The following is a 22,376-nucleotide window of genomic DNA, read 5'->3' as shown; positions in this document are numbered from 1 at the left end:
TTTAAGTCCGGATATTTTAATGAAATTTTCGACCAAAGCAGAAACTCTGCCGATGAAGCGGGGTGGAGGAGAAATGATTTTGAGATTCAGGAATGGGATTGTTGAGTAACATCAAGACATTTAATGAATAAACTACCATTAAATAAAAATCCCGCCCGCTTTTAAAGTACAATTATTTAATCAGCTACTTTTGATAAGGTGCGTTTAAGGAATCCGAATAAAGTAACATGATGATTAAATTTAGGACCAATTTTAAGATAATTTACTGTTTTTTTTACCCATGAAAAACATACCTGCTGAATCTTCCGAAACCGATGCCGAACGTCCTCATGATATGGAGGAGTATAAACAGTTGACCGCTTTATTTCAATTTTACCTCAATCAAACGGTAACGACGCTGAATTATACTTTTTTAATCTCGGGTGCAGTAACTTCTTATATACTTGGCACAATAGGCTCTGATAAACCTCAAATCTCGATTTATGGTATCTTACTTCCCGTTGCCATTTGTTTTTCGATAGGTCTGGGATTTTTAAAGGCAATCCCTTCTTCGATAGAACTTAAACAAGCTCTGGAAGCTATAAAAAAACGGTTAAATCTTCAGTTAGTCCCTCATATAGGAAATTTAACAAGATCGCTTCTCTGGTCTGGAATATTGCTGCTTCTGGTGTCAGTAAGTCTCCTGATTCTTTTTTTTATGATTAAGCTGGATTGTAAAATTTAATCCATATTGCCGGTCAAAGTTTTTCAGCGCTCAAGACCTTACAGATTTTGAGGAGAATGTGATATATTAGGGCTTAAATGCTCCTGATTGTATCAGGACGACTTCTTCAACTAAACTTAAAGGAAAACTGATGAGAAAGATTATCTTTTTGTTATTCGTTTTAATTAACTCTGCATTAGGGCAAATCAGTAAGGTCAATAAGGTTCTGGATTCCTGCATCACCAAAAGTAATTTTAATGGCTCCGTATTAATTGCTAAAAATGGTAAAATAGAATATCTGCGATATGCCGGACTGGCGAACAGACAAAATGAAGTTAAATACTCCGCTAAATCTAAGTTTCATATCTTTTCTGTCACTAAAACTTTTACAGCTGTTTTAATAATGCAGTTGTATGAGCAGAAAAAGATTCATTTAGACTCTACTATTTCAGCCTATTTTCCGGAATACAAAGGGGAAGCAGGGAAAAAAGCTACAATTCTCGATCTTCTTACTTATAGCAGCGGCAGAGATACCAAGGAAATGAAATTGATTGCGGAGGTTTATGATACCACTATATGGCCGGTCGATTCATTAATTGACAGATTCTGTTCTGAAAAACTGATATATAAGCCCGGGACCAGGTTCAATTACAGCAATGGTGATTATTTTATCCTGGGCAAAATCATTGAAAAAATGTATGGAAAACCCTACGAGGAAGTGCTGAAAGAAAAGATTCTGAAGCCTTTGAAAATGAATCATACAGGCTACCTGCACCATGATGACATTATTAAGGGACTGGACGATGGTTATTATAACAGGGATTCCAGCGTGACGGATCTTTATATGCCTACCAACTATTATGTCGATAACCTTTATGCTGCCGGAGCGATGTATTCAACGCCTGAGGATCTGCTGATTTTTGACCAGGCCATTTTCAAACATACTTTTCTTAAAAAAGCCACGGTTGATTTAATGCTTAAATCTTATGATGAGCTGGGTTCAGTGGCTTTGGGTTTCTGGGTTTATCCTAAAAAATTCGGAAAAGTAAATACCGTTTTTGCAGAAAGACAGGGCGCCGGTTATGGTCATAATGCGAATTGGATTCATCTGGTTGACAGAGGACTTACTTTTATTTTACTTTCTAATACCAATACCGTTAATCTCAACAAGATGCGGGAGAAGGTAATTGCAGCTTATCTTGGCCAATGATCTGCATGCAGGATGTCTCAGTTTGGAGCTTACAGGTTGAAACTGTCATTTTCGGATCAGGGTAATAATGATATTAATCAGGAAAAGCACCTGAGCCAATAACAGAATTGCAAGGCATTCAAAGAAAAGCAGAGGATGTTTCAGGGTATTGAATATAGGAAGGGCAAGCATGATCATTATCCAGATTGTCAGCAACAGATGCAAGGCAGAAAGTATTGCATTAAATCTTTTTCCTGTTCTGCCAGTCAGCCAATAGATTAATCCTAACAAAAGCAGAAAGAAAGAACCCGCCGTTGTATAAAAAGCATTCGTGATAACGTAATAGGTATCAGATAGCTGAATGTCAATGGAATATTCCGGAAATATCATACCTGCTAAAATAAGTACAGGAATGGCCAGAAAGATGATAATATGAGGTTTGCTTAAGATGGTATTCATTGGAAGGTGTAATTTAAATCTGCTTTAATCTTCTTCATAAAATGCCTGTTTCTATGTCAGAAACAGGCATTTTATGAAGAAGATTATATGGTTTTTTCGTAGATCCCTTTATTGATTTCTTTATATCTTCTGGCTAAAGCAGGGATTCTTTTAAAGAGTTTCGGGGCAATATTGGCCTTATCGATAATGATTTCAGGAGAATCTTTCTCAAAGTTTCTCAAAATGCTGATTACATTATCATAGTTGTCAAGGTTCTCTAATTCGTACCTTGCGAGATTCCAGTTCAGATAAGGCGTTGCTGCATAATTATCCAGATATTCTTCCAGTCCATTGCCAAGTACAAGTAACTTCTTTTGGGTAAATTTCTCTGTTTTAGGTTTTACTTTTAAACTGTCTAACTGAGCAAAGGTTACGAAACCGGAAAAATAAACCGCCTGGTAATGAATCAGAAGTATTGCTCCCATCAACCCCAGAAAGATCAGCTCCGCCAGCCATTGTTTTTTATAGAGTGTAAAGAAGTTTACGGCAAAAAAGGACCAGCATGGGACTAAAATGATAAATTGCATTGGTGCCAGAAAAGGCATTAACCCTACAGACAAAACTCCGGCAATAGCCCATAGCATCATAATCTGCTGACATCTTACTTGTAAATTGGAAAAACCTGTTGAGTTCACCAGGCTCAGAAACCCGAAGATACCTACCCCAAATGGCAGGAACAACGTAGCAAGCAGGGTTTTAAAATCATTCAGGTTGTATTGACGGATCTGAAAAACAGAAGAAATAAAATTCCTTGAAAATGCGTCGTAAGTCCCGTCTATATAAAAAAACAGGGAAGTCAGCAATAAAGGGAATAAGAAACCAAAAATAGATAAGGAATGCTGACGGATACTTGCACCACTGAAAAAGAGCAGAGATGCTGTTCCCCAGAGAATGAATACCCCTGCGGGAGGATAGAACAAAGTGGCTATCCCGATAAAAAAGCCAATTTCAAATACTTCATCGGTTGCCTGTAAGCGGTTCATTTGTTTAACGAGCGTACCAAAGGCTAACAGAATAAAGGTGGTTGCCATCAACACCGGAGAGAGTGTACAGCAATCGAATGATATATTCAGGAATAATACGTAAAATAGGCCCGGAACATAGTTTCTCTTTGGAAAAACCTCCCGGTTATTCATCATTACATTAAAATAAATCGTTTGAAAAGCAGCAATAAACAAGGCAAAAAGCTGATAAGCCACTTGTGAACGCCCGAATAAGCGATCAATACCAGCATATACGATACCTGATAGCGGAGCAGTGTTATCCCAGATATCCGAATACATAACAAATCCTTTATTAATCTGTTCACCGATCAGCATCCATTGCAATTCAGGAATAAGGCGGGGAAGTCCATAAAGGTAAACCGGTATTCTGATGAGAACCAGCAGGATCATAAGACTGAAAATCTGATACAGGGCATTGACCCTAAAAAATGCTAACATATTTGAATAAAATCAGTTCTATCTCTAAAAGCAACGCTTGAAAGCTTATTAAATTTCAACGGACAATTTCCTGGTGAGATCCGGAGTTATACAATTGTTGAAAGTTACAGCCTAAGTTTTTTGCTAAATTACGGTGATTCCGAGAATTATTCCGAAATTTGAGGGATATTTCAACCACTATTGCAGTTATTTGAGTGGACTAAATTATTTTAAGGCTGATCGTTACGAAAATCTGACCAAGCAAAGGCCTTATAAAGAGGGCTTAAGCCCTGATAAGCATATGGAATCTAAAAGACAACAAAAGTTTTCCCGTCAAATTCAAAAGGATTTGAGTGAAATTTTTCAGAAAGAAATGCGTTCCTCTTTCGGAAATGCATTTATTACGATTACAGAAGTGAAAGTTTCTCCCGATCTGGCTATTGCCCGTTTGTATCTGAGCTTTATGCTGACAAATGATAAAGCCGGATTACTTCATGATATCAAGGAAAAATCAAAACAGATCAGAAGTATTCTGGCGAATAAGATTCGCCATCAGGTAAGAATTATCCCTGAACTTGAATTTTTTCTCGACGAGACCGCAGAGTATGCCGCTAAAATGGATGCCCTGATTTCCGGTCTGGATATCCCGCCTTTGAAAGAAGGAGAGAAAATAGAGTTGGATGATTAATTTTAACTTGTAATGTTCTGTTGTATTGAGGTGCCCGGCTTTATTCTGAAGAACGAGAAAGAACCCCGGAAAACAGAATACTAAACCTGCTTCATTTTTGAATTTTCCTTTATACATAGCCAGGAGGTATTTCTTTGCCAAAAAGAAAGCGTCATTTATCTCCCTGATTTCCAATATCTCAATGTTGGGAGTCGGGGTAGGGGTGACCGCATTGGTGATAGTGCTTTCTGTTTTCAACGGATTAGAAGATTTTCAGAGAGGTTTATACAAAAGTTTCGACCCCAATTTGAAAATAAGTCCGAAAGAAGGAAAGAATTTTCTGGTTTCAGAGGCTTTATTGAAGAAATTGCAGCAAACAGAAGGAGTTGCTTCGGTTACACAGGTAATTCAGGAAAATGCCTTACTCAGATACAGAGATGCCCAGATGGTGGTGAATCTGAAAGGAGTTGATGATAATTTTATCCGGCAAAACCGCCTGAAAAACAGCATTTTGCAGGGTAATCTTGTTCTGCATGAGAAAGGGCAGGATTATATGGTTATGGGTACGGGAGTCTATTTAACGTTGGGCGTAAATCTGGAGGATTTTCTGACGCCTGTTGAGGTATGGTTTCCTAAAAATACCGGATCTAAAACCATCGATTTTACCTCCGCAGATGCATTCAGCCGTTTGAATATATTGCCTTCCGGTATTTTTGCCATTGAGCAGGAATATGATGATAATTATGTGTTTGTTCCGTTGAGCTTTGCCAAAGAATTATTTGAGTATGGAAATAAACGCACTGCTTTAGAAGTTCAGATAAAGAGTGGGGCTGATCTTGCCCGTATTCAGTCTTCATTCAGTAATTTGTTAGGAGATCAGTTTATAGTCCAGAATCAGGATGAGCAGCATGCTACTTTGCTGAGAGCGATTAAAATTGAAAAGCTATTTGTGTTCTTAACCCTCAGTTTTATTATAGGGATAGCTTCTTTTAATATTTTCTTTTCTCTTTCCATGCTGGCCATTGAGAAAAAAGAAGATGTGAAAACCCTTTATGCAATGGGTGCCACTTCTGATATTATTATGAAAATCTTTTTATTTGAAGGAGCCATTGTAGCATTTTCCGGCGCTATTTTCGGACTGATTCTCGGTTTTCTGGCCTGTTGGCTGCAGGAAACATTCGGGTTTATATCAATGGGTATCGCTAATGCACTTGTAGATGCCTATCCGGTAAAAATGCAGTTCTCAGATTTTCTCTACACCAGCCTTACCGTTTCTCTGCTCACCGTTTTAGCTTCTTATTTTCCTGCCAGAAGAGCAACTGAGGCTGGCATAATTTCATAAAAAAAGCTAACTCCTCAAAGTTAGCTCCTTAGGTTTCAGAGGTCAGAAAACTAACTGTATTTCTCTCTGATTTGAAATAATATCCAAAAGCCGATAAAAGCTCTGATAATTCCGCCAATCCAGTTTCCCATCAAAAGGCTGAAAACTACGCTGGCAAATTGTGCATAATAAATCCAGGTCCATCCTGCTTTGGTTTTGTTCAGTAATCCGGGAATAGCCAATCCATCCAAAACTACCATTACAAGAAGAAAAAGCATTCCTATCCCGTAAAGTAAGCTTCCTGAGAACCAGGCAAAAGGAGAAAGAATTGCGGTAAGACCTACGCCTGCTACTCCGAATATTACCCATATAATTGCCAGAAATGGTGCAATTTTTACAAACAGATCCTTTACATTATCAGGAAATGCGGGTAATTGTTTTAAGAAAATAGGTTCTAATTCTTTTTCCAGGGGTAATGAGTTTGGTTCCATGCTAAAAGTTAAAGTTTTGAGGGTTAAAAGACTTACTCAAGTTCAATATAATTCTTCTCAAAATCAATACTTTATCCCGAAAATTTAGTAAGTGGGAGAAATGCCCGGAAACATCTGTTCGGGCAAATAAAAAGAGTCAGAAAGAAACTAATCTCCCTGACTCTTTTATTAGTTGTCTTTCGTAAAAGAATTAAGTATTCTGCAATTCTCCTTCGAGTTTTGAAACAACGCAGGTAGCAACAGCATTTCCGGCTACCGAAGTGGCTGAACGGCCCATATCCAGGAAAGGATCAACCCCCAGAATCAGGGCAATCCCTTCTGCCGGAAGATTAAACATCGTAAGTGTTCCGGCAATAATCACCAGTGAAGCTCTTGGTACACCCGCGATTCCCTTGGAAGTAATCATAAGGGTCAGCAGCATGGTAATTTGCTGCTCTAAGGTCAAAGGAACCCCGTAAGCCTGGGCAATAAACCCGGTTGCGAAAGTCATGTACATCATAGAGCCGTCGAGGTTAAAGCTATAGCCCAATGGCAAAACGAAACCGATGATTCTCTGGCTGCAGCCAAAACGTTCCAATGCAGCGATTGTCTGAGGAAAGGACGCTTCAGAACTGGCTGTACTGAATGAAAGAATAAGCGGGTCTTTAATCTCTTTCATCAGTTTCCAGAAAGGAATCTTCATGACGATACAAATGGCCCATAAAACCACGAAAATAAAGAATATCAAACCTCCGAAGAAACAGATCATCAGGTAAGCATAACTAAGAAGAATCCCGAGGCCTTTGCTGGCAATAACCCCTGTCATAGCTCCTAAAACCCCGTATGGAGCCAATTGCATAACATATCCTACAATTTTGAAAACCGCTTCAGCCAATGCATCAATTGCCTTGGTGATGATTTTACCTTTTTCACCGATTGAACCTAAAGCGATACCGAAGAAAATAGAGAAAACCACAATCTGGAGAATCTCGTTTTCGGCCAGTGCTTTAAATAAACTGTCAGGAAAAATGTGAAGGATAAATTCCTCAATACTTTTCATCTTTTTACCTTCGATACCTATCTCAGTTCCGGCAGCCGGACGAGGCCATTGGTGAATTTCACCGGGACGGGTAACGTTTACTACTACCATCCCTACAATAAGAGATAAAATAGTAGCGAAATAAAAATAAAGCAGGGTTTTAATCCCGATCCTGCCCACTACCTTGAAGTCGCCCAATTTGGCAATTCCAACCACAAGGGTACAGAATACCAGCGGACCAACGATCATTTTGATGAGCTTAAGGAAAACTTTACTAAGGATTTGAAATTTACTTGCAATGTCAGCCGCTGTTTCGGGAGAAACATTGCTGTGAAGAATCTGGCCAATAATTACACCTAAAACAAAACCTATAATAATTTTGGCAGTAATGTTTAACTTCATAAATTTTTTAGTTTGTTACACAATTGAGAATCGTGCTAGAAGATCTTTTGGAAAAAATATAACGAATTAAAGCAAAAAATCCACCCTTTGCAAAAATAAGGATGGATTTAGCGATGTTTTATGGAAATGAAATCCGAATTATTCCGGCAGCATTTCATTTTTAAAGTACGTTACCAATAAAAATCTGGATCAATGATAAAATGAGGTTAGTCATGATACTGACTATCTTCACAGTAATAATTTTAATGGTTTTAGCCAGTAGCTGAACGATTGAAGTAGTGAACTTTTCCTTTTTTAAACCGTCTTTTTTATCAGGATTATCTCTTTTTTCTACAGGAAGACTGCTTTTGGTATAAAAAACATTTTTATTTTCAATCACTTCCACAGAATCAGTTTTGGCTACATTCTGAAGGTTTCCACGAAGGACGAAGGAATGCTCTACCAGACCGAATCCGGATAGAGTAAACACCGCCGTGAGAGCAAGCGCCAGCGTAAAAAGCTTGATTTTGAATAGGTTCTGCATGATCGTTGACGAATTTTAACGCTAAGTTAAGAGATTTATACGTTAAATTAATATCTGATCGTCAATTTTTTCAGGCAAGTAATGTTCCGTTCGGTACAGGGCGTTCTATAGCTGTTAATACAACTTCTCCGTCTTCAAGAATAAAACCCGTAACAAGTACTTCCGAAATAAAGTTAGCGACCTGGCGAGGTGCGAAGTTGGTTACGCATACTACTTGTTTGTTGAGCAGGTCTTCTTTGGTATATAATCTGGTGAGTTGAGCCGAGGACTGCCTGATGCCGATTTCCGGACCCAGGTTGATTATGAGCTGATAAGCCGGTTTGCGGGCTTTAGGAAAATCTCTTACTTCTAAAATGGTTCCGGCTCTTAATTCTACTTTTTCAAAGTCTTCCCAGGTTATCATCGTTTGTTTGTAAATGTGTTAATTCCCCCAATAATTAAAGCGTATCCATAAAAAATGGCAGAAGCAGGTATTTTAAGATGAACCTGCCTCTGCCATTTTTTTGGCCCGCCTGATTAAGGCTTAGGTACTTTGTTTTTCGCTTCTTCTACTTTTTTACTTTGTGCAGTTACGTCTTCCAAAGCCTTTTGCTGATCCCTCTTATTTTGTTCAACATCTGTAAGAAGTTTTTCAAGTTCCAGTCTGTTGTCTTCAATTTTCTTTAAGAGTCTTTCTTTGTCCTTTTTGTTGTTTTCAATGTCTCTGACAAGCCTTTCTCCCTGTTTCACTACTTTCGACTGTTTGTCGGAAATGTCTGTCAGGGATTTTTGTTCTGTTCTTACACCTTCTTCAAGGTTGATGACTTCGATGAAATCATTAAGAATTTTTTCAGCGGCAGGGTATTTGGCATGCGTACCTGTGATGTAGGTTTCATTGCCGGTGTTTACAGAAAGAAAAATTTGCGTACGGCCTTTCTCGCGGGAAACTTTACTGTATAAAATAACAGGATCTGGAGAAATACTGGCTACACTGGCATTCATTACCTTATATGAACCTCCTCTGCCGGATTCTACTTTCCCGTATTTTGACAATTCTTTTTGCCATGAATCCTTTACATATTTGTCGTCAACGATCGTTGAAGTATAGATTCCTTCCTTATTAGCTTTGTCGATTTCAGTAATACCGGAAAAAACCTGAGCTTGTGCAGAAATACCTCCCAACAACAGGAAGGCAGATAAAATAAGTTTTTTCATTGATTTGAGATTTTAATAGTTGAATGAAAATATAATCCGAGACTTCCGGAATTTTCCTGAGTATTTTTGACTCCGACAGCACGGTTTCGTCACTGGCATCAATATACGAAATTTAATAATTATTTTAAAAAACCAGTTTTTTACAGATTAAGATAATTTTTTGGTTGAATTGATCGGTTGTCGCAAACAAAAAAACAGAACCACCATCGCTAATACCGATTTTGTCACGGATTTGTTTGACAGTTAACGGAAAATTTCTGGTGGTAATATTTGCCTTCTTATCAGGTAAATATTTCAGGATTTCCTTTTTATCCAGTTTACAAACTGCTTCAATTTCGAAAACTCTGCCGGGAAAATCCGGAACTAACGCTTCGGAAGTGTACAGATGACTATTTGCCTGCAATTTCTGTACCTTGAATTTTTGGGCAATTATTTTGAAAGCTCCGGCTTTTAAGATTGCCACATTGGGTTCATATAGAAATTTTGAGGGCTGGGAATAGTTGATATAAGTCCCGGTTTCGAGTGATTTTGTGAAACTGAACTCTTCTATTCGGTTGTTTTTCAGGATATTAACAGCGGTTTTCTCCGCTTCCCCAATAAAACCTTTTCTAAGGTAAAAAAGGACTTCTTTAACCTCATTTTCCAGTGCAACCACCGCGATTTTATAAACATGCTGCAAATCGGAAACGGCGAGGTCAATGTCCAGCATCGGAGAGGTTTTTAATAAAATATTTTCCGATTTTTCGAAAAGCAAATCGCTTATTTCCAGTATGTTAGGTTCACAGTCCTGAAGCCTGAAAACTTTTCCTCCGGAATGATCTCTCCGGGCAGGATCCAGGTAAATCCAATCGGCACGCTGAGGATAATTTTGTAGAAAGTCTATGGAATTTTGGGCATAAAATGCCACATTATTTATACCCAATTGCCTGAAATTATAGGCAGTGATTTCAGATAACTCCTGATTTTGTTCGAGGTGGATAGCCTGTTTAAAGCGCATCGCCATGGCTGAAATGTCCACACCCATTCCTCCGGTAAGGTCAATCAGTACTTCTCCCTCAATTGTTCCTGCTTTATAGGCCGCAGTAGCTTCAGAGGAACATTGCTCCAGGGAAATCATAGGTGGAAATACGATTTTTTCTTTGGAAAACCAGTTCGGGAGTTTGCTCTTTGCTTTTTGACGGGCCTGAATCTGCAAGACGAGGTCTGAAACGGGTAAATGCGAAAAGCGTTTGCCCTGTAAAAGTAATTTATTGACATCGTCTTGCAGGTGTTCCTGAATAAACCTGACAGATTCTTCGGAGAATGTTTTCACTTAAATTATGATTCAGTTGTAATGATTATACAAATCTACATACTTCCTGAGGCATAATTTAACTGAATCAAAGCTTTTTGGTACTTACTTTTTAAAGATTCCACTTTTACCCTCATGTCAATCAGCTTGCTTTCACGGGCATTCAGCAAAAAGAGAGAGGTTTCTCCGATCTCAAATTTTCGCTTTTCAGCTACCAGCATAATTTCCTGGTTTTTGACAGATTCCTGCTGAATTTTAAGCTGTTTTTCATAGTTTTTGACATCGTTGTAGGAGGCGTAAACGTCATTCATGATGGTTCTGACAGCAAAACCTTTTTCAAAACCAGTCTGCATTTGCTTAATTCTGATCTGCTGAAGTTTCCCTCTTTCTTTGCGCAGGAAAATCGGAACCAGAAAATTGACTCCTACTTTTTGGTTAGCAAACATAAAAGCACTCGAATTATCATCGTTGCCAATGTCGAAACTTTTACTTAAAAAATTAAAACTGACATCCAGCTGAGGCTTTAGGAGCTCTTTACGGAATCTTTCTTCGATGGTCAACTGTCCGATTTTCCCTTCCAGTTTTACCAGTTCCGGGTGTGTTTTTGCTTTCACCAAAAGGCTTTGTAATGTCATTTCATCCACCAGAAAAGTACTCACAGCAGGAGGAATGGCATTTTCAGGTAATTCTAAAGGTTCATCTTTTTCGTTCCAGAGGTAGTTGGAAAGCATGAGACCGGCATTCTTCCAGTCAACGCCCGCCTGTTCAAAAGCTACCTGACGATCTTGCAGGGTTATTTTTGCTTCAACAGAATCAATGGCAGCCTGTTCTCCGATTCTTGCTCTTTCCTTTGTGGCATTAAAACGTGTTTCTGCCAGATCCAGTCCTTCTTTGATGAAACTATACTGCTGATAGGCAAGATACCATTCCCAATAATCTTTGGAGGCGCTCAGTATGGTTTTGTTGATTGATTTAATTTTTTCAGCTTCAGAAATCTGTCTGGCAATCTGTGCCTGTCTGAGCGTAGCCCTTCTGGCATCAATTAATAAACCCTGGCCGATCGGGACACTCATTCCCGCATAAATAAGCTTTGGCGATTCTTCCGGTTTTAATTTTAATCCGGAATTTTGCTCATAACCAACTTTAAAATCCGCTCCGAAATACGTTGGAATTTTCAGATTACTATCCCATCTGTTATAATAATCAGTTCCCTGAAATGCCTTTCTGTCGAAACTTGAGCCTAATTTCGGGTCAAACTGTCCTTTTGCCTGCATGATTTCAGTTTGGGCATCAAGGGGTAATAAATTCGCCTGTTTTACCAGCGGGTGATTTCTTTTAACGATTTCTATAAAATCATCGTAGCTGAATAATCCGGCTTTTTCCTGGGAAAAAGCCGGAAATATATTCCCGATGAATAATATGATAAAAATATATCTGAACATTGTTTTTAATATTTTGGACAAAAGATGCTGAATTTCAGAGATGTGAGAAACAGGTCAAAAGGCATTGGAAAAAAGGTCTGATGATAAAAGACATTGTGGCCCGGTATAAACTGAACTAAGCCTTTTCGGGATAACCCCGCTATTCTTTTGTCTTACTGCTGATCTCTTGCCTTTTGATTCCTGCCAATCTTATTTCTTCTTCTCTTTCGATCCTGATTTTTCATCTTCCTGAGGTTCCTCTTTTAAACTAGGAGGGAAGGCATTAAGTTGTCTCCATACTTCGTACCATACTGAGACGTTATCAAGCATTACCCATCCATAAACACCTGAGCCCATGCGTAGCTGATGAGGCCAGGGTTCATCATTGGGTTTGGGAACGACCAGCAAACGGTATTCTCCGTTCTTACTGTCAACCCGGTCGATAACTTTAACAATCCCCCCGAAAGTACCAACGGATACAGAAGGCCAGCCCGAAAATTGTAAAGCCGGGAAACCTTCAAATTGCAGACGCACTTCCCGGCCTTCCTGAATAAGCGGAACATCCATGGCTTTTACGAACAGTTCCACAGCCATCTGCGGATTAGCCGGTTGTAAGGTTACAATAGATTCTCCTTCTTTGATGGTTTCACCAATCCCCATTTTTATAGCACGGACAATATAACCATCTTGCGGAGCTTTGACATGGTACTGCTGTCTGCGAATATCTACATTGGCAATTTTATTGGTTAATTGCGCCAGTTCATAGTCTCCTGCCGCTAAGGAAGAATAGGCAGAACTTTGGTCTGATTGGGCTTTGGAGATTTTTTCGGCATAATCAGCATTAATCGAATTCAGTTCAATGCGGGCATTAATCAATTCCTGTTTTGAAATAGCCTGTTTATTCTGATAGGAAACCAATTTAGCTTTCACTTCCTGCAATTTCAATTTCCGGCTTTCCCATTCGCTCAGCGAAATGATTCCTCCGTTTTTATATTGATCGTCACCCCGGTTAAAGCGGGTCTGAGCAATGGCCAGCTGCACCTGTTCGGCTACAACATCCGTACTGTCTGCGGTGACTTTGGCAAGCCCCTGTGTTACCTTGTTCCGGGCTTTTTGTAAGCTAAACTGCTGATTCTTGTGAAGTGCGGCAATCTGATTACTCAATGCAGCAATTTTCGCCTTATAGCTTTCAATGGCAGCCTGTTTGGCAGAAAGCTGTTCTTGTAACCTCTGTGGAAGTTTAGGGTCAAAATAGTCGTCTTTTATCTCTGAAATAATAATAATAGTTTCCCCTTTTTTGACAAAATCTCCTTCCTTGTGGACCCATTTTTCAATTCTTCCGGCAATGGCATTCTGGACAGTCTGAGGACGATCCTGCGGAGCGAGTGCCGACAAATCTCCTTTTCCGTTAATATTTTGCTGCCAGGGCAGAAACATAACGATTAACAGGACGATACTAATCCCGATAAGCCAGCGTTTCAAAATCACAGCGCTTCTTGGCGTATGAAGGGTATTGAGCGAATGAAGCTCAAATTGTTCATGTACTTTTTTGCCCACTTTCTGATGAGATATATTAAGCATAATAAATTTCTGTTTTCGTGACCGGGATAAATCCTGAATGAGAAAAATCCCTTTCTTCTTTTTCCGGAATAAATCCCTGAATTTGAGGTTTATGGTCAGTTATCATAACTGATTTCCGGAAGATTAATCAACAAGTTCCTGAAAGTCAGATTGTTTGATTAATTCCTGATAAGAGCCTTCCATAATAATCCTGCCTTCGTCCATTACCACTACTTTATCACAGGCAGCCATAACCATCGGATCATTTGAGATAGTAAGCAATGTCCAGGGATTTGATTTATCCGTCAGGAAAGCAATGGTTCTCATACGTTCTGCCTTATGTAATTCCGGATAGATGTCTGTGATCATCAATAACTTAGGTTTTTCGACCACACATCTTGCCACAGAAATTTTTGCGATAAAACTTTCCGAAAAACGCTTGCCGCCACCTGTCATCTGGGTATTAATACCATCAGGAAGCTGGTCAATATTTTCTTTCAGATTGAGTTTTTCAACTGCCCATGCAACATCATTGTATTTCACACAATCTCTTCCTAAAACAATATTTTCAAGCAATGTTCCGTCAAAAATCAGATCTGAAGCCAGGTTTCGTTCAATCGCTTCACGGATACTGCCGAGATTAATGTCTCTGATTGAGAGGTCGTTAAAAGAAATAGCTCCTTCGAAATCGGTATAAATGGCGGAAAGAATTTTCAGCAGGGTTTCTTTTCCTGAGCCATTGGTTCCGGTTATACAGACACTTTCATTCGCTTTTGTTTCAAAATTGATATTCTTTAAAACCTGTTTCTTGCTGCCATCGTACTGATAAGACAGATTTTTGGTTTGAATAGCAATTCCATGATTTGTTTTATGGAAATCATATTGTAATCCACGGTCTTTTTCCAGCGGAAGATCAGTGACATGTCCCATTTTTTCAACTGCTGTAAGTAAGTCAAAAACCACTTCCACGCTGGCAATGAGTTTTTCGACGGCACCAACCACTAACAGAATAATGATTTCAGAGGCAACGAATTGCCCGAGGGTGATTTGTCTGTCAACCACAAGAATTGTTCCGATAATCAGCAAAGCTCCGGTTACGAATGCCTTAAAAAACACAGCATTTGCATATAAAATCACCAGAACCCTGAAATGTTTTTTACGGTATTTCAGGTAATTGTTGACCAGATAATCCATTTTCTGAATGGGAAGATTGGTACTGCCTGCCGATTTAAAGGCAAAAACGGTTCTGGCAAGATCTTCCAGCCATTGCGCTACCTTATATTTGTATTTTGATTCTACTAAGCTGGTTTCCAGTCCTTTCGGGGCATTCTGAAGCACTACAAATGTGACAATTCCGACGATGAGAATACCGAATGCAATGAAATACGGGTGGTAAAGTGCGAGCAGAATAATACCAAACAGAATCTGAATAACTGCTCCCGTAATATCAATTAACACTTTTGGTAAGGCTTTCTGAACGGTAAGAATATCAAAAAAGCGATTCATCAGCTCGGGTGCGTAATATTTCATCAGCGCTTCAGCCTTAATCTTCGGAATCCGGTAAGTGAAATCAAAAGCAGCTTTGGCAAAAACCCTTCGCTGGAGAATTTCCACCAGGGTTTGCTGATAGATTTGCAGGATTCCGGAAATGATGATACCTAAAATTACCACACCAACCAGTACATAAACGGAACTGAATACAAGTCCGCCGGAAATCATACCGATAATTGCCTGAATACCAAGTGGAAGAGTAAGTGAGATAATTCCGACTACGATGGCGTAAATGTAGATGTATGATATGTCTTTTCTTTCGTTTTTGAGTAGTCCGAAAAGACGTTGGAGAGGGCTTAATTCCTGGATTGTCTCTTCTGTTGAGATGTTTTCGAGCGGGAAAGTGCTTAGGAAGCGCACCATTCCGTTTTTGGTTATATCCGGATTATTTTCGCAGCGTTTTGGCTTAAATGTCTGCTCTGTATTAATTTCAACCGGCTGGGAGGAAGTTTGAAATTTCCAGAAATAAGGCTTGTTGTCTTTGAGAGAATGTCCGGCTAAAACCGGGACGAGCCCTTGTTCAGTTTGGTCCCAGAAGATAAACGGGTGGGAGTTTTGGCTGAGCAGCTCTTTGAATGATTCTGGAGACAGAAAGTTTTCTATCAGTAGGTATTTGTGTTGGGCGGCCTGATGCGTGAGATCACTTATAAATGCATCAAGCTCGCTGGTCTCGTAATTTTTTACCTGTTGAAAAGCGGGCGGTTTTGTAGAAAAATACTCGTAATTTTCTCCATAAAACTCTGTCAGTTTCTGTATAATTAGGCTTAACTGAGTGTTGTTCATAAATTGTTTTCGGTTATTTTATAATTGTGAAGTTTGGAGTAGTATAACGTACAAGTGTACTAAAATGTTGCAATACTTTAGAATAATTCTAAAGTATTATCATTTATTCATCCTAAAACTATACAATTTAATCAAAATAACGATGTGTTTTCAGTGTTTTTTTCTTTTGTTTTTATGGCTTATTGTTCTGGTAATGAAATGTTTATATAGAATTTATTGCCGGATGGCTATCAATGAATTCGGGTACAAAGAAGTTTTTTACCAGATTTTCAACCATTTCCGGAGAACCGAGGAAAATTGTGGAACGCTGATGAGGTTTTTGCGGAACGACATCAAGTGTTTTCACACTTCCTTCGAAGGCAATTCCTCCGGCTTGTTCTATCACAAATGCCAGGGGGTAGCATTCATAAAGCAAACGAAGTTTGCCATGAGGAGATTTTGCCGTAGGAGGATATAAATAAATACCTCCTTTGAGCAGATTTCTGTGGAAATCCCCGACCAATGAACCAATGTACCTGGCTACTCCGTCATTTTTTCTCAGGTTTCTGACAAAGTTTTGAACCGGTTCTGAAAAATCCTCAAAATAGGCATCATTACAGGAATAGATTTTTCCGGAAGCCGGCATTTTAATGTTGGCATGAGAAAGAAAAAACTCTCCCAGTGAATTTTCATAAGTAAAAGCATTGACACCCTGCCCGGTGGTATAAGCCATGATGGTTGAAGAACCGTATAAGATGTATCCGGCAGCCACTTGCCTGCGTCCGCCCTGCATAAAATCTTCTGTCGTGGCAGGCGTCCCGATTGGACTGACTCTTCTGTAAATAGAAAAAATCGTTCCTATTGAAACATTCACATCAATGTTGGAGGAACCGTCCAGCGGATCAATCGCTACTACATATTTTCCGTTTTCATTACCCGTCTGAATAATATCTTCTTCCTCTTCAGTAAGGATTCCGCAGGCTTCTCCGCCATTAATCAGGGCCCTTTTGAAGCGGATATTGGCAATTACATCCAGTTTCTGCTGATGTTCTCCCTGAATGTTTTCTTTTCCGAATGCTCCGGTAATATCGATTAACCCTGCTCTGTTAATTTCACGGTTGATGATTTTGGCAGCGAGCGCAATGTCTCTTAGAAGCTGGGAAAGTTCCCCTTTTGCATAAGGGAAATCCTCCTGCTGGCGCATGATAAATCTGTCGAGGGTTGTACCTACCGGAAGTGCGAGGGCATTTTCATTATTACTCATATTGCAAAAGTTTATATATGATTTTCTTTGTCAAATTATACTTTGTTTCATTCTGCTTCGTCCTGTACCATACCATACTGCATGGGACTTCAAAGAGAAGAATTGTCGTTTGAATGATGAAAGGTGCAGAACCAACTCCCTAAAAAACCGAACTTTGTTTTACACCAGGTTCAATTGCGGATAAACTTCCTGCTTTTTGTTCAAAAGCTGCTCCGCTCCCGGAATCCCTGAATATTTTTTGAAATTTTCCTGAAAGGCATTTTTCAATGCAATTGCTTTTACCTTGTATTCAGCTTTGTCTTTCCAGGTATTTTCAGGATTTAATAACTCGGATGGTACATTTGGACAGGTTTCCGGAATTTCCAGTCCGAATATCGGGTGCGTGGTAAATGCCACCTGATCAAAATGCCCTTCGAGTGCTGCATGAATCATTGCCCTGGTATAAGGCAGTTTCATTCTTGAACCTACACCATATGGGCCACCGTTCCAACCGGTATTAATCAGCCATACATTTACTTCATTATTTCTGATTTTTTCCCCCAATAACTCTGCATATTTAAAAGGATGCAATGGCAGGAAGGCCGCTCCGAAACAAGCTGAAAATGTTGCCTGAGGTTCTTTAATGCCTACTTCTGTTCCGGCAAGTTTGGAAGTATATCCTGAAATAAAATAATACATTGCCTGTTCCGTATTGAGTCTGGAAACAGGAGGAAGCACACCAAAGGCATCTGCTGTCAGAAAGAAGATGTTTTCAGGCGTTTTTCCGAGAGATGGACTGACGCTATTCTGAATAAATGAAATCGGATAAGCCGAACGGGTATTTTCAGTTACAGACTGATTGGCAAAATCGGGAATGGCGGTTCCCTCATGAAATCTGGTGTTTTCCAGAATTGACCCTGAACGGATTGCCTGAAAAATTTCAGGTTCATTCTCTTTGCTAAGGTTGATTACCTTGGCATAACAACCTCCTTCAAAATTGAAAATTTCATCATCCGACCAGCCATGTTCATCATCCCCGATTAATTTCCTTTCAGGATCAGCAGAAAGCGTGGTTTTTCCCGTTCCTGACAGACCGAAAAATAAAGCGGTATCACCTTTTTGACCTATGTTGGCAGAACAGTGCATTGAAAGAATCCCTTTTTCCTGGGGTAAAAGATAATTTAACACCGTGAAAATTCCTTTTTTCATCTCTCCGGCATAAGCAGTTCCCCCAATCAGAATGACTTTACGGCTAAAATCGATGATAGTAAAATTGCCTGCTCTCGTGCCATCAACCAAAGGATTTGCTTCAAATTCCGGTACATTCAGAATAACCCATTCCGGTTCGAAATCTGTCAGTTCTTCTTCCGCTGGGCGTAAAAACAAATGATGACAGAAAAGGTTATGCCATGCCATAGTATTGATTGCCAGGATATTGATTCTGTGTTTTGGAGACGCACAGGCATAAGCATAGCGGGCATAGATCTTTTTATCGGCCACAAAATCAAGCATTTTCCGATAAAGTTTTCCAAAACTTACGGAATCAAAAGGCTGGTTAATGTCTCCCCAGCAAATAGTCTGTCGGGTAAGTTCATCACTAACCACGAACTTATCTTTAGGCGAGCGACCGGTAAATGTACCGGTGTCGCACATCAGTGCACCTGTATCTGTCAGAACGCCTTCATTATTTTGAAGAGCTTCCTTTGTTAATGTCGTGACATCGGGGTTGAGGAGAACATCAGGATGTCCTGCCAGTGCCGGATGTTTAGGGTGAACAGCCGGGTTAAGTTCAGCTGAAGTTAATACGTTTTTCATTGGAGTTGATGAATGTTTGAATGGCTGATTTATTAGAAGAGATACTGATAAATCAGCTTTTGTTTGTTGATGCGTAAATTTTTAAGAAATTTAAAGAGGTTGAAATCGTGGATTTTCGTCCACGATTTCTGAATATGCTAATGAAACTGTTCTTCTTCGGTTGACCCTCTTAAGGCTCCGGTTGAGGAAAGTCCGCTGGTAACCGTATTCTGAACAGCATCAAAGTATCCTGTACCTACAAATGCCTGGTGTTTTATGGCTTTGAAGCCTTCGGATTGTAAGGCAAATTCTCTTTGCTGTAATTCCGAAAATCCGGCCATGCCTTTTTTGACATAAGCATTTGATAGTTCGAACATTGAAGTATTTAAGGCATGAAAACCAGCCAGGGTAATAAACTGGAATTTGTACCCTAAATCTGCCAGTTCTTCCCTGAATGTCAGCATTTGTTTTTCATTCATAAACTTTGCCCAGTTGAATGAAGGAGAACAATTATAAGCCAGCATTTTATCCGGAAATCTGCTTTTGATTCCCTGAGCAAACTCCTTTGCCAAACCGATATCAGGATTTCCGGTTTCCATCCAGATAAGATCTGCATATGGAGCATAACTCAAACCTCGGTCAATGCCCTGTTCCAGTCCGTTTTTTACGTAAAAGAACCCTTCAGAAGTTCTGCCTTTATCATATTGTATAAATTTCTGATCTCTTTCATCCACATCTGAAGTAATCAGATTGGCGGCCTCAGCATCTGTACGGGCGATAACCAGGGTAGGAGTGCCCATAACGTCTGCTGCTAAACGTGCAGCGACCAGTTTGTTAATGGCTTCCTGAGTCGGTACTAAAACTTTGCCTCCCAGATGGCCGCATTTTTTGGCCGAAGAAAGCTGATCTTCAAAATGAACCCCTGATGCCCCGGCCTCAATCATCCATTTCATCAGTTCGAAGGTGTTCAGATTTCCTCCGAAACCTGCTTCGGCATCTGCCACAATCGGAACCAGCCAGTGAATATTTTCTTCATTGCTGAGCGACTGTATCTGATCTGCTCTCAGCAAAGCATTATTGATTCTTTTTACTACAGAAGGCACACTGTCGGAGGGATACAGACTCTGATCAGGATACATATTTCCTGAAAGATTGGCATCTGCCGCAACCTGCCAGCCGCTCAGATAAATGGCTTTCATTCCTGCCTGAACTTCCTGAACCGCCTGGTTTCCGGTCAGCGCACCTAGTCCTGCCACCCAGTCATCATTTTGCAGCATATGCCAGAGTCTTTCAGCTCCCAGTCTGGCAATACTGTACTCAATCTGAAACGAGCCTGCCAGTTTGATTACCTCCTCAGCAGTGTACGGTCTTTCAACTCCTGACCATCGGGGATTCGTTGCCCAGTCAGCCAACAGGGCATTGATTCGATCTTGTTGATTTTTCATGATTTTGTTTTGTTATGAGCGCTTAATTAATGCTGAATTAAACTTCGGAAGGTATTTCCCTGGTAATGAGGCTTTCGTAAGCATCGGTTGTGAGGAAGAGTTCAAAATTTTCCTGTGTAACCAGTTTATCAAAAAGGTTGATTGCTTCAAAAAATTTACCTCCGAAATATCTTTCTTCTCCCAGCAATTCTTTTATTTTCTGAATTTCATCAGCTAAAAGGAATTTATAGAAGTTGACATCAATTGTTTGTCCATAATAAGTTTTTGCACCATGACGGATCCACTGCCAAAGTTGTGCTCTCGAAATCTCTGCCGTCGCTGCATCTTCCATAAGATTGTTGATTGCCACTGCGCCAAAACCTTGCAGCCATGACTCAAGATAGAGAATACCTACCTGAATATTCATCCTTATACCTGCTTCTGTAATGGAAGTTTCCGGAATATGGAAATCGGTCAGCTGGGAAGCATTTACCTGAAAATCCTCTAAAAGTTTATGCTTCTGGTGAGGCTGGTCTCCTAAAACAAGATCAAAAGGTTTTAAAGCTATCGGGACCAGGTCAGGATGAGCTACCCATGTACCATCAAATCCGGTTGACGCTTCCAGTTCTTTATCAGCCGTAACTTTTTCAAAAGCCATCATATTCACACGCTGGTCTTTGCGACTCGGGATAAAAGCTGACATTCCGCCAATGGCATGTGCTTTGCGTTTATGACAGGTTTTTGCCAGCAACTGAGCGTAAGCACGCATAAAAGGAACATTCATCGTCACCTGAGAACGATCAGGCAGGATGGCATCCGGGAATCGGTTGAATTTTTTGATACAGCTGAAAATGTAGTCCCATCTGCCTGCATTTAATCCTGCGATATGTTCTCTTAATTCGTACAGCATTTCCTCCATTTCAAATGCAGCCAGAATAGTTTCGATTAAAACCGTTGCTTTTATCGTACCATGAGGCATCTGAACGCTGTCCTGTGCAAAATTGAAAACTTCGTTCCAGAGTCTGGCTTCAAGATGGCTTTCCATTTTAGGCAGATAGAAATAGGGGGCACTTGCTCTTTTGCGTAATTCCCAGGCATTATGGAAGAAATACAAACCAAAATCGAACAAAGAAGCTGAAATCGGTTCTCCATCTATCAGTACATGTTTTTCAGTCATGTGCCAGCCGCGGGGACGAACTTTCAGTACAGCCGTTTTTTCGTTTAAAGTATATTGTTTGCCGTTTTCTGAAACAAAATCTATTTTCCTGCAATTGGCATCACGAAGGTTAACCTGTCCATCCATGACATTAGACCAGCTTGGGGCATTGGCATCTTCAAAATCGGCCATAAATACCCTGGCACCTGAGTTAAGGGCATTGATAACCATTCTTCTGTCAACAGGTCCGGTAATTTCTACTCTTCTGTCCTGTAAATCTGCCGGAATGGGAGCAACAGACCATTCTGTATTTCTGATATGTGCCGTTTCCGGTAAAAAATCAGGTTTGATACCTGAATTGATTTCCTTTTGGCGCAGTTTGCGGTCTTCAAGCAGCTCAGTTCTTCTTTTATTAAACATCCGGTGTAAATCGCGGATAAAAAATAAGGCTTTCTGAGTAAGTATTTCCTGATATAGAGGCGTGATTTCACCTAAGATTTCAATACCATTGCTGGCTCCATCTGGTTGAGTTGTCATAGATCTGCGGCTTTATGGTTTCTAAAGGAAAAAGATATTTTATTGTCTGGATGAAAGTAATTCAAAAAGGCTTTTCTGTTAAGCTGTGACAAAGTTATAAAAGCGAAATTTAATAAACAAGCGAAAATTCGCTAAAAATAATAATTTCGTTTTTCCTTTGAAAAAATCTGCCTATCTTTGGGGGATTATTTAGCTATTTTCTTATATTTA

At 39.8% G+C, this 22,376-nt stretch carries 19 protein-coding genes; 4 read left to right on the top strand and 15 right to left on the bottom strand.

Translation table 11 applies throughout. The annotated features are described in order from the left end of the window. Positions 1 to 280 precede the first annotated feature (280 nt). Together BM179_RS21325 and BM179_RS21320 are read left to right on the top strand one after the other, a co-directional pair. Positions 281 to 724, top strand: coding sequence for a hypothetical protein (locus tag BM179_RS21325; protein WP_092019202.1), 444 nt, complete (start codon positions 281 to 283; stop codon positions 722 to 724). Between the two features lie 130 nt (positions 725 to 854). After that, positions 855 to 1,913 carry a serine hydrolase domain-containing protein gene (locus BM179_RS21320; protein WP_092019201.1) on the top strand — a complete coding sequence of 353 codons (1,059 nt, stop codon included), beginning with the start codon at positions 855 to 857 and terminating at the stop codon, positions 1,911 to 1,913. Between the two features lie 45 nt (positions 1,914 to 1,958). On the opposite strand, the gene BM179_RS21315 is transcribed toward BM179_RS21320, so the two are convergent. Then, the gene (locus BM179_RS21315; protein ID WP_092019200.1) at positions 1,959 to 2,351 is read right to left on the bottom strand and encodes a hypothetical protein; all 393 of its coding nucleotides are present in this window, start codon (positions 2,349 to 2,351) and stop codon (positions 1,959 to 1,961) included. Between the two features lie 83 nt (positions 2,352 to 2,434). Then, positions 2,435 to 3,832, bottom strand: a complete 1,398-nt coding sequence (locus tag BM179_RS21310; RefSeq protein WP_092019199.1) for a hypothetical protein — start codon at positions 3,830 to 3,832, stop codon at positions 2,435 to 2,437. A gap of 280 nt (positions 3,833 to 4,112) precedes the next feature. Between BM179_RS21310 and rbfA the strand changes: the two genes are divergently transcribed. Further along, positions 4,113 to 4,499, top strand: coding sequence for a 30S ribosome-binding factor RbfA (gene rbfA / locus BM179_RS21305; protein ID WP_092019259.1), 387 nt, complete (start codon positions 4,113 to 4,115; stop codon positions 4,497 to 4,499). A 97-nt stretch (positions 4,500 to 4,596) separates the two neighbouring features. After that, complete coding sequence (locus BM179_RS21300; RefSeq protein ID WP_092019198.1) at positions 4,597 to 5,820, top strand: ABC transporter permease; 1,224 nt, start codon at positions 4,597 to 4,599, stop codon at positions 5,818 to 5,820. Positions 5,821 to 5,870: 50 nt separating this feature from the next. On the opposite strand, the gene BM179_RS21295 is transcribed toward BM179_RS21300, so the two are convergent. From BM179_RS21295 to aceB, 13 genes are all read right to left on the bottom strand, one after another. Beyond that, positions 5,871 to 6,290 (bottom strand): hypothetical protein, encoded by a 420-nt coding sequence (locus BM179_RS21295; protein WP_092019197.1) that lies wholly within the window; start codon positions 6,288 to 6,290, stop codon positions 5,871 to 5,873. Between the two features lie 190 nt (positions 6,291 to 6,480). After that, entirely contained in the window at positions 6,481 to 7,710 is a 1,230-nt protein-coding gene (locus tag BM179_RS21290; RefSeq protein WP_092019196.1) for a dicarboxylate/amino acid:cation symporter, read from the bottom strand. Between the two features lie 160 nt (positions 7,711 to 7,870). Continuing rightward, entirely contained in the window at positions 7,871 to 8,233 is a 363-nt protein-coding gene (locus BM179_RS21285) for a hypothetical protein (protein ID WP_092019195.1), read from the bottom strand. Positions 8,234 to 8,303: 70 nt separating this feature from the next. After that, positions 8,304 to 8,636 carry a tRNA-binding protein gene (locus BM179_RS21280; protein WP_092019194.1) on the bottom strand — a complete coding sequence of 111 codons (333 nt, stop codon included), beginning with the start codon at positions 8,634 to 8,636 and terminating at the stop codon, positions 8,304 to 8,306. 113 nt (positions 8,637 to 8,749) lie between these two features. After that, positions 8,750 to 9,427: a coiled-coil domain-containing protein gene (locus BM179_RS21275; RefSeq protein ID WP_092019193.1), complete on the bottom strand. Its 678-nt coding sequence runs from the start codon at positions 9,425 to 9,427 to the stop codon at positions 8,750 to 8,752. A gap of 124 nt (positions 9,428 to 9,551) precedes the next feature. Continuing rightward, positions 9,552 to 10,739 (bottom strand): THUMP-like domain-containing protein, encoded by a 1,188-nt coding sequence (locus tag BM179_RS21270; protein ID WP_092019192.1) that lies wholly within the window; start codon positions 10,737 to 10,739, stop codon positions 9,552 to 9,554. Positions 10,740 to 10,774: 35 nt separating this feature from the next. Further along, complete coding sequence (locus tag BM179_RS21265; protein ID WP_092019191.1) at positions 10,775 to 12,160, bottom strand: TolC family protein; 1,386 nt, start codon at positions 12,158 to 12,160, stop codon at positions 10,775 to 10,777. Between the two features lie 189 nt (positions 12,161 to 12,349). Beyond that, complete coding sequence (locus BM179_RS21260; RefSeq protein ID WP_092019190.1) at positions 12,350 to 13,720, bottom strand: HlyD family secretion protein; 1,371 nt, start codon at positions 13,718 to 13,720, stop codon at positions 12,350 to 12,352. Between the two features lie 123 nt (positions 13,721 to 13,843). After that, the gene (locus BM179_RS21255; protein WP_092019189.1) at positions 13,844 to 16,033 is read right to left on the bottom strand and encodes a peptidase domain-containing ABC transporter; all 2,190 of its coding nucleotides are present in this window, start codon (positions 16,031 to 16,033) and stop codon (positions 13,844 to 13,846) included. Positions 16,034 to 16,235: 202 nt separating this feature from the next. Further along, the gene (gene fbp, locus BM179_RS21250) at positions 16,236 to 17,276 is read right to left on the bottom strand and encodes a class 1 fructose-bisphosphatase (RefSeq protein WP_092019188.1); all 1,041 of its coding nucleotides are present in this window, start codon (positions 17,274 to 17,276) and stop codon (positions 16,236 to 16,238) included. A 159-nt stretch (positions 17,277 to 17,435) separates the two neighbouring features. After that, entirely contained in the window at positions 17,436 to 19,070 is a 1,635-nt protein-coding gene (gene pckA, locus BM179_RS21245) for a phosphoenolpyruvate carboxykinase (ATP) (RefSeq protein WP_092019187.1), read from the bottom strand. Between the two features lie 137 nt (positions 19,071 to 19,207). Continuing rightward, positions 19,208 to 20,494: an isocitrate lyase gene (aceA, locus tag BM179_RS21240; protein WP_092019186.1), complete on the bottom strand. Its 1,287-nt coding sequence runs from the start codon at positions 20,492 to 20,494 to the stop codon at positions 19,208 to 19,210. A 37-nt stretch (positions 20,495 to 20,531) separates the two neighbouring features. Then, entirely contained in the window at positions 20,532 to 22,166 is a 1,635-nt protein-coding gene (gene aceB, locus BM179_RS21235; protein ID WP_092019185.1) for a malate synthase A, read from the bottom strand. Between the last annotated feature and the right edge of the window lie 210 nt (positions 22,167 to 22,376).

Origin of the sequence: Pseudarcicella hirudinis (genome assembly GCF_900115665.1) — a bacterium.
Classification (GTDB): Bacteria; Bacteroidota; Bacteroidia; order Cytophagales; family Spirosomataceae; genus Pseudarcicella; species Pseudarcicella hirudinis.
The sequence above is the reverse complement of the archived record's forward strand: the minus strand, read 5'-3'. Positions and strand labels throughout refer to the sequence as shown.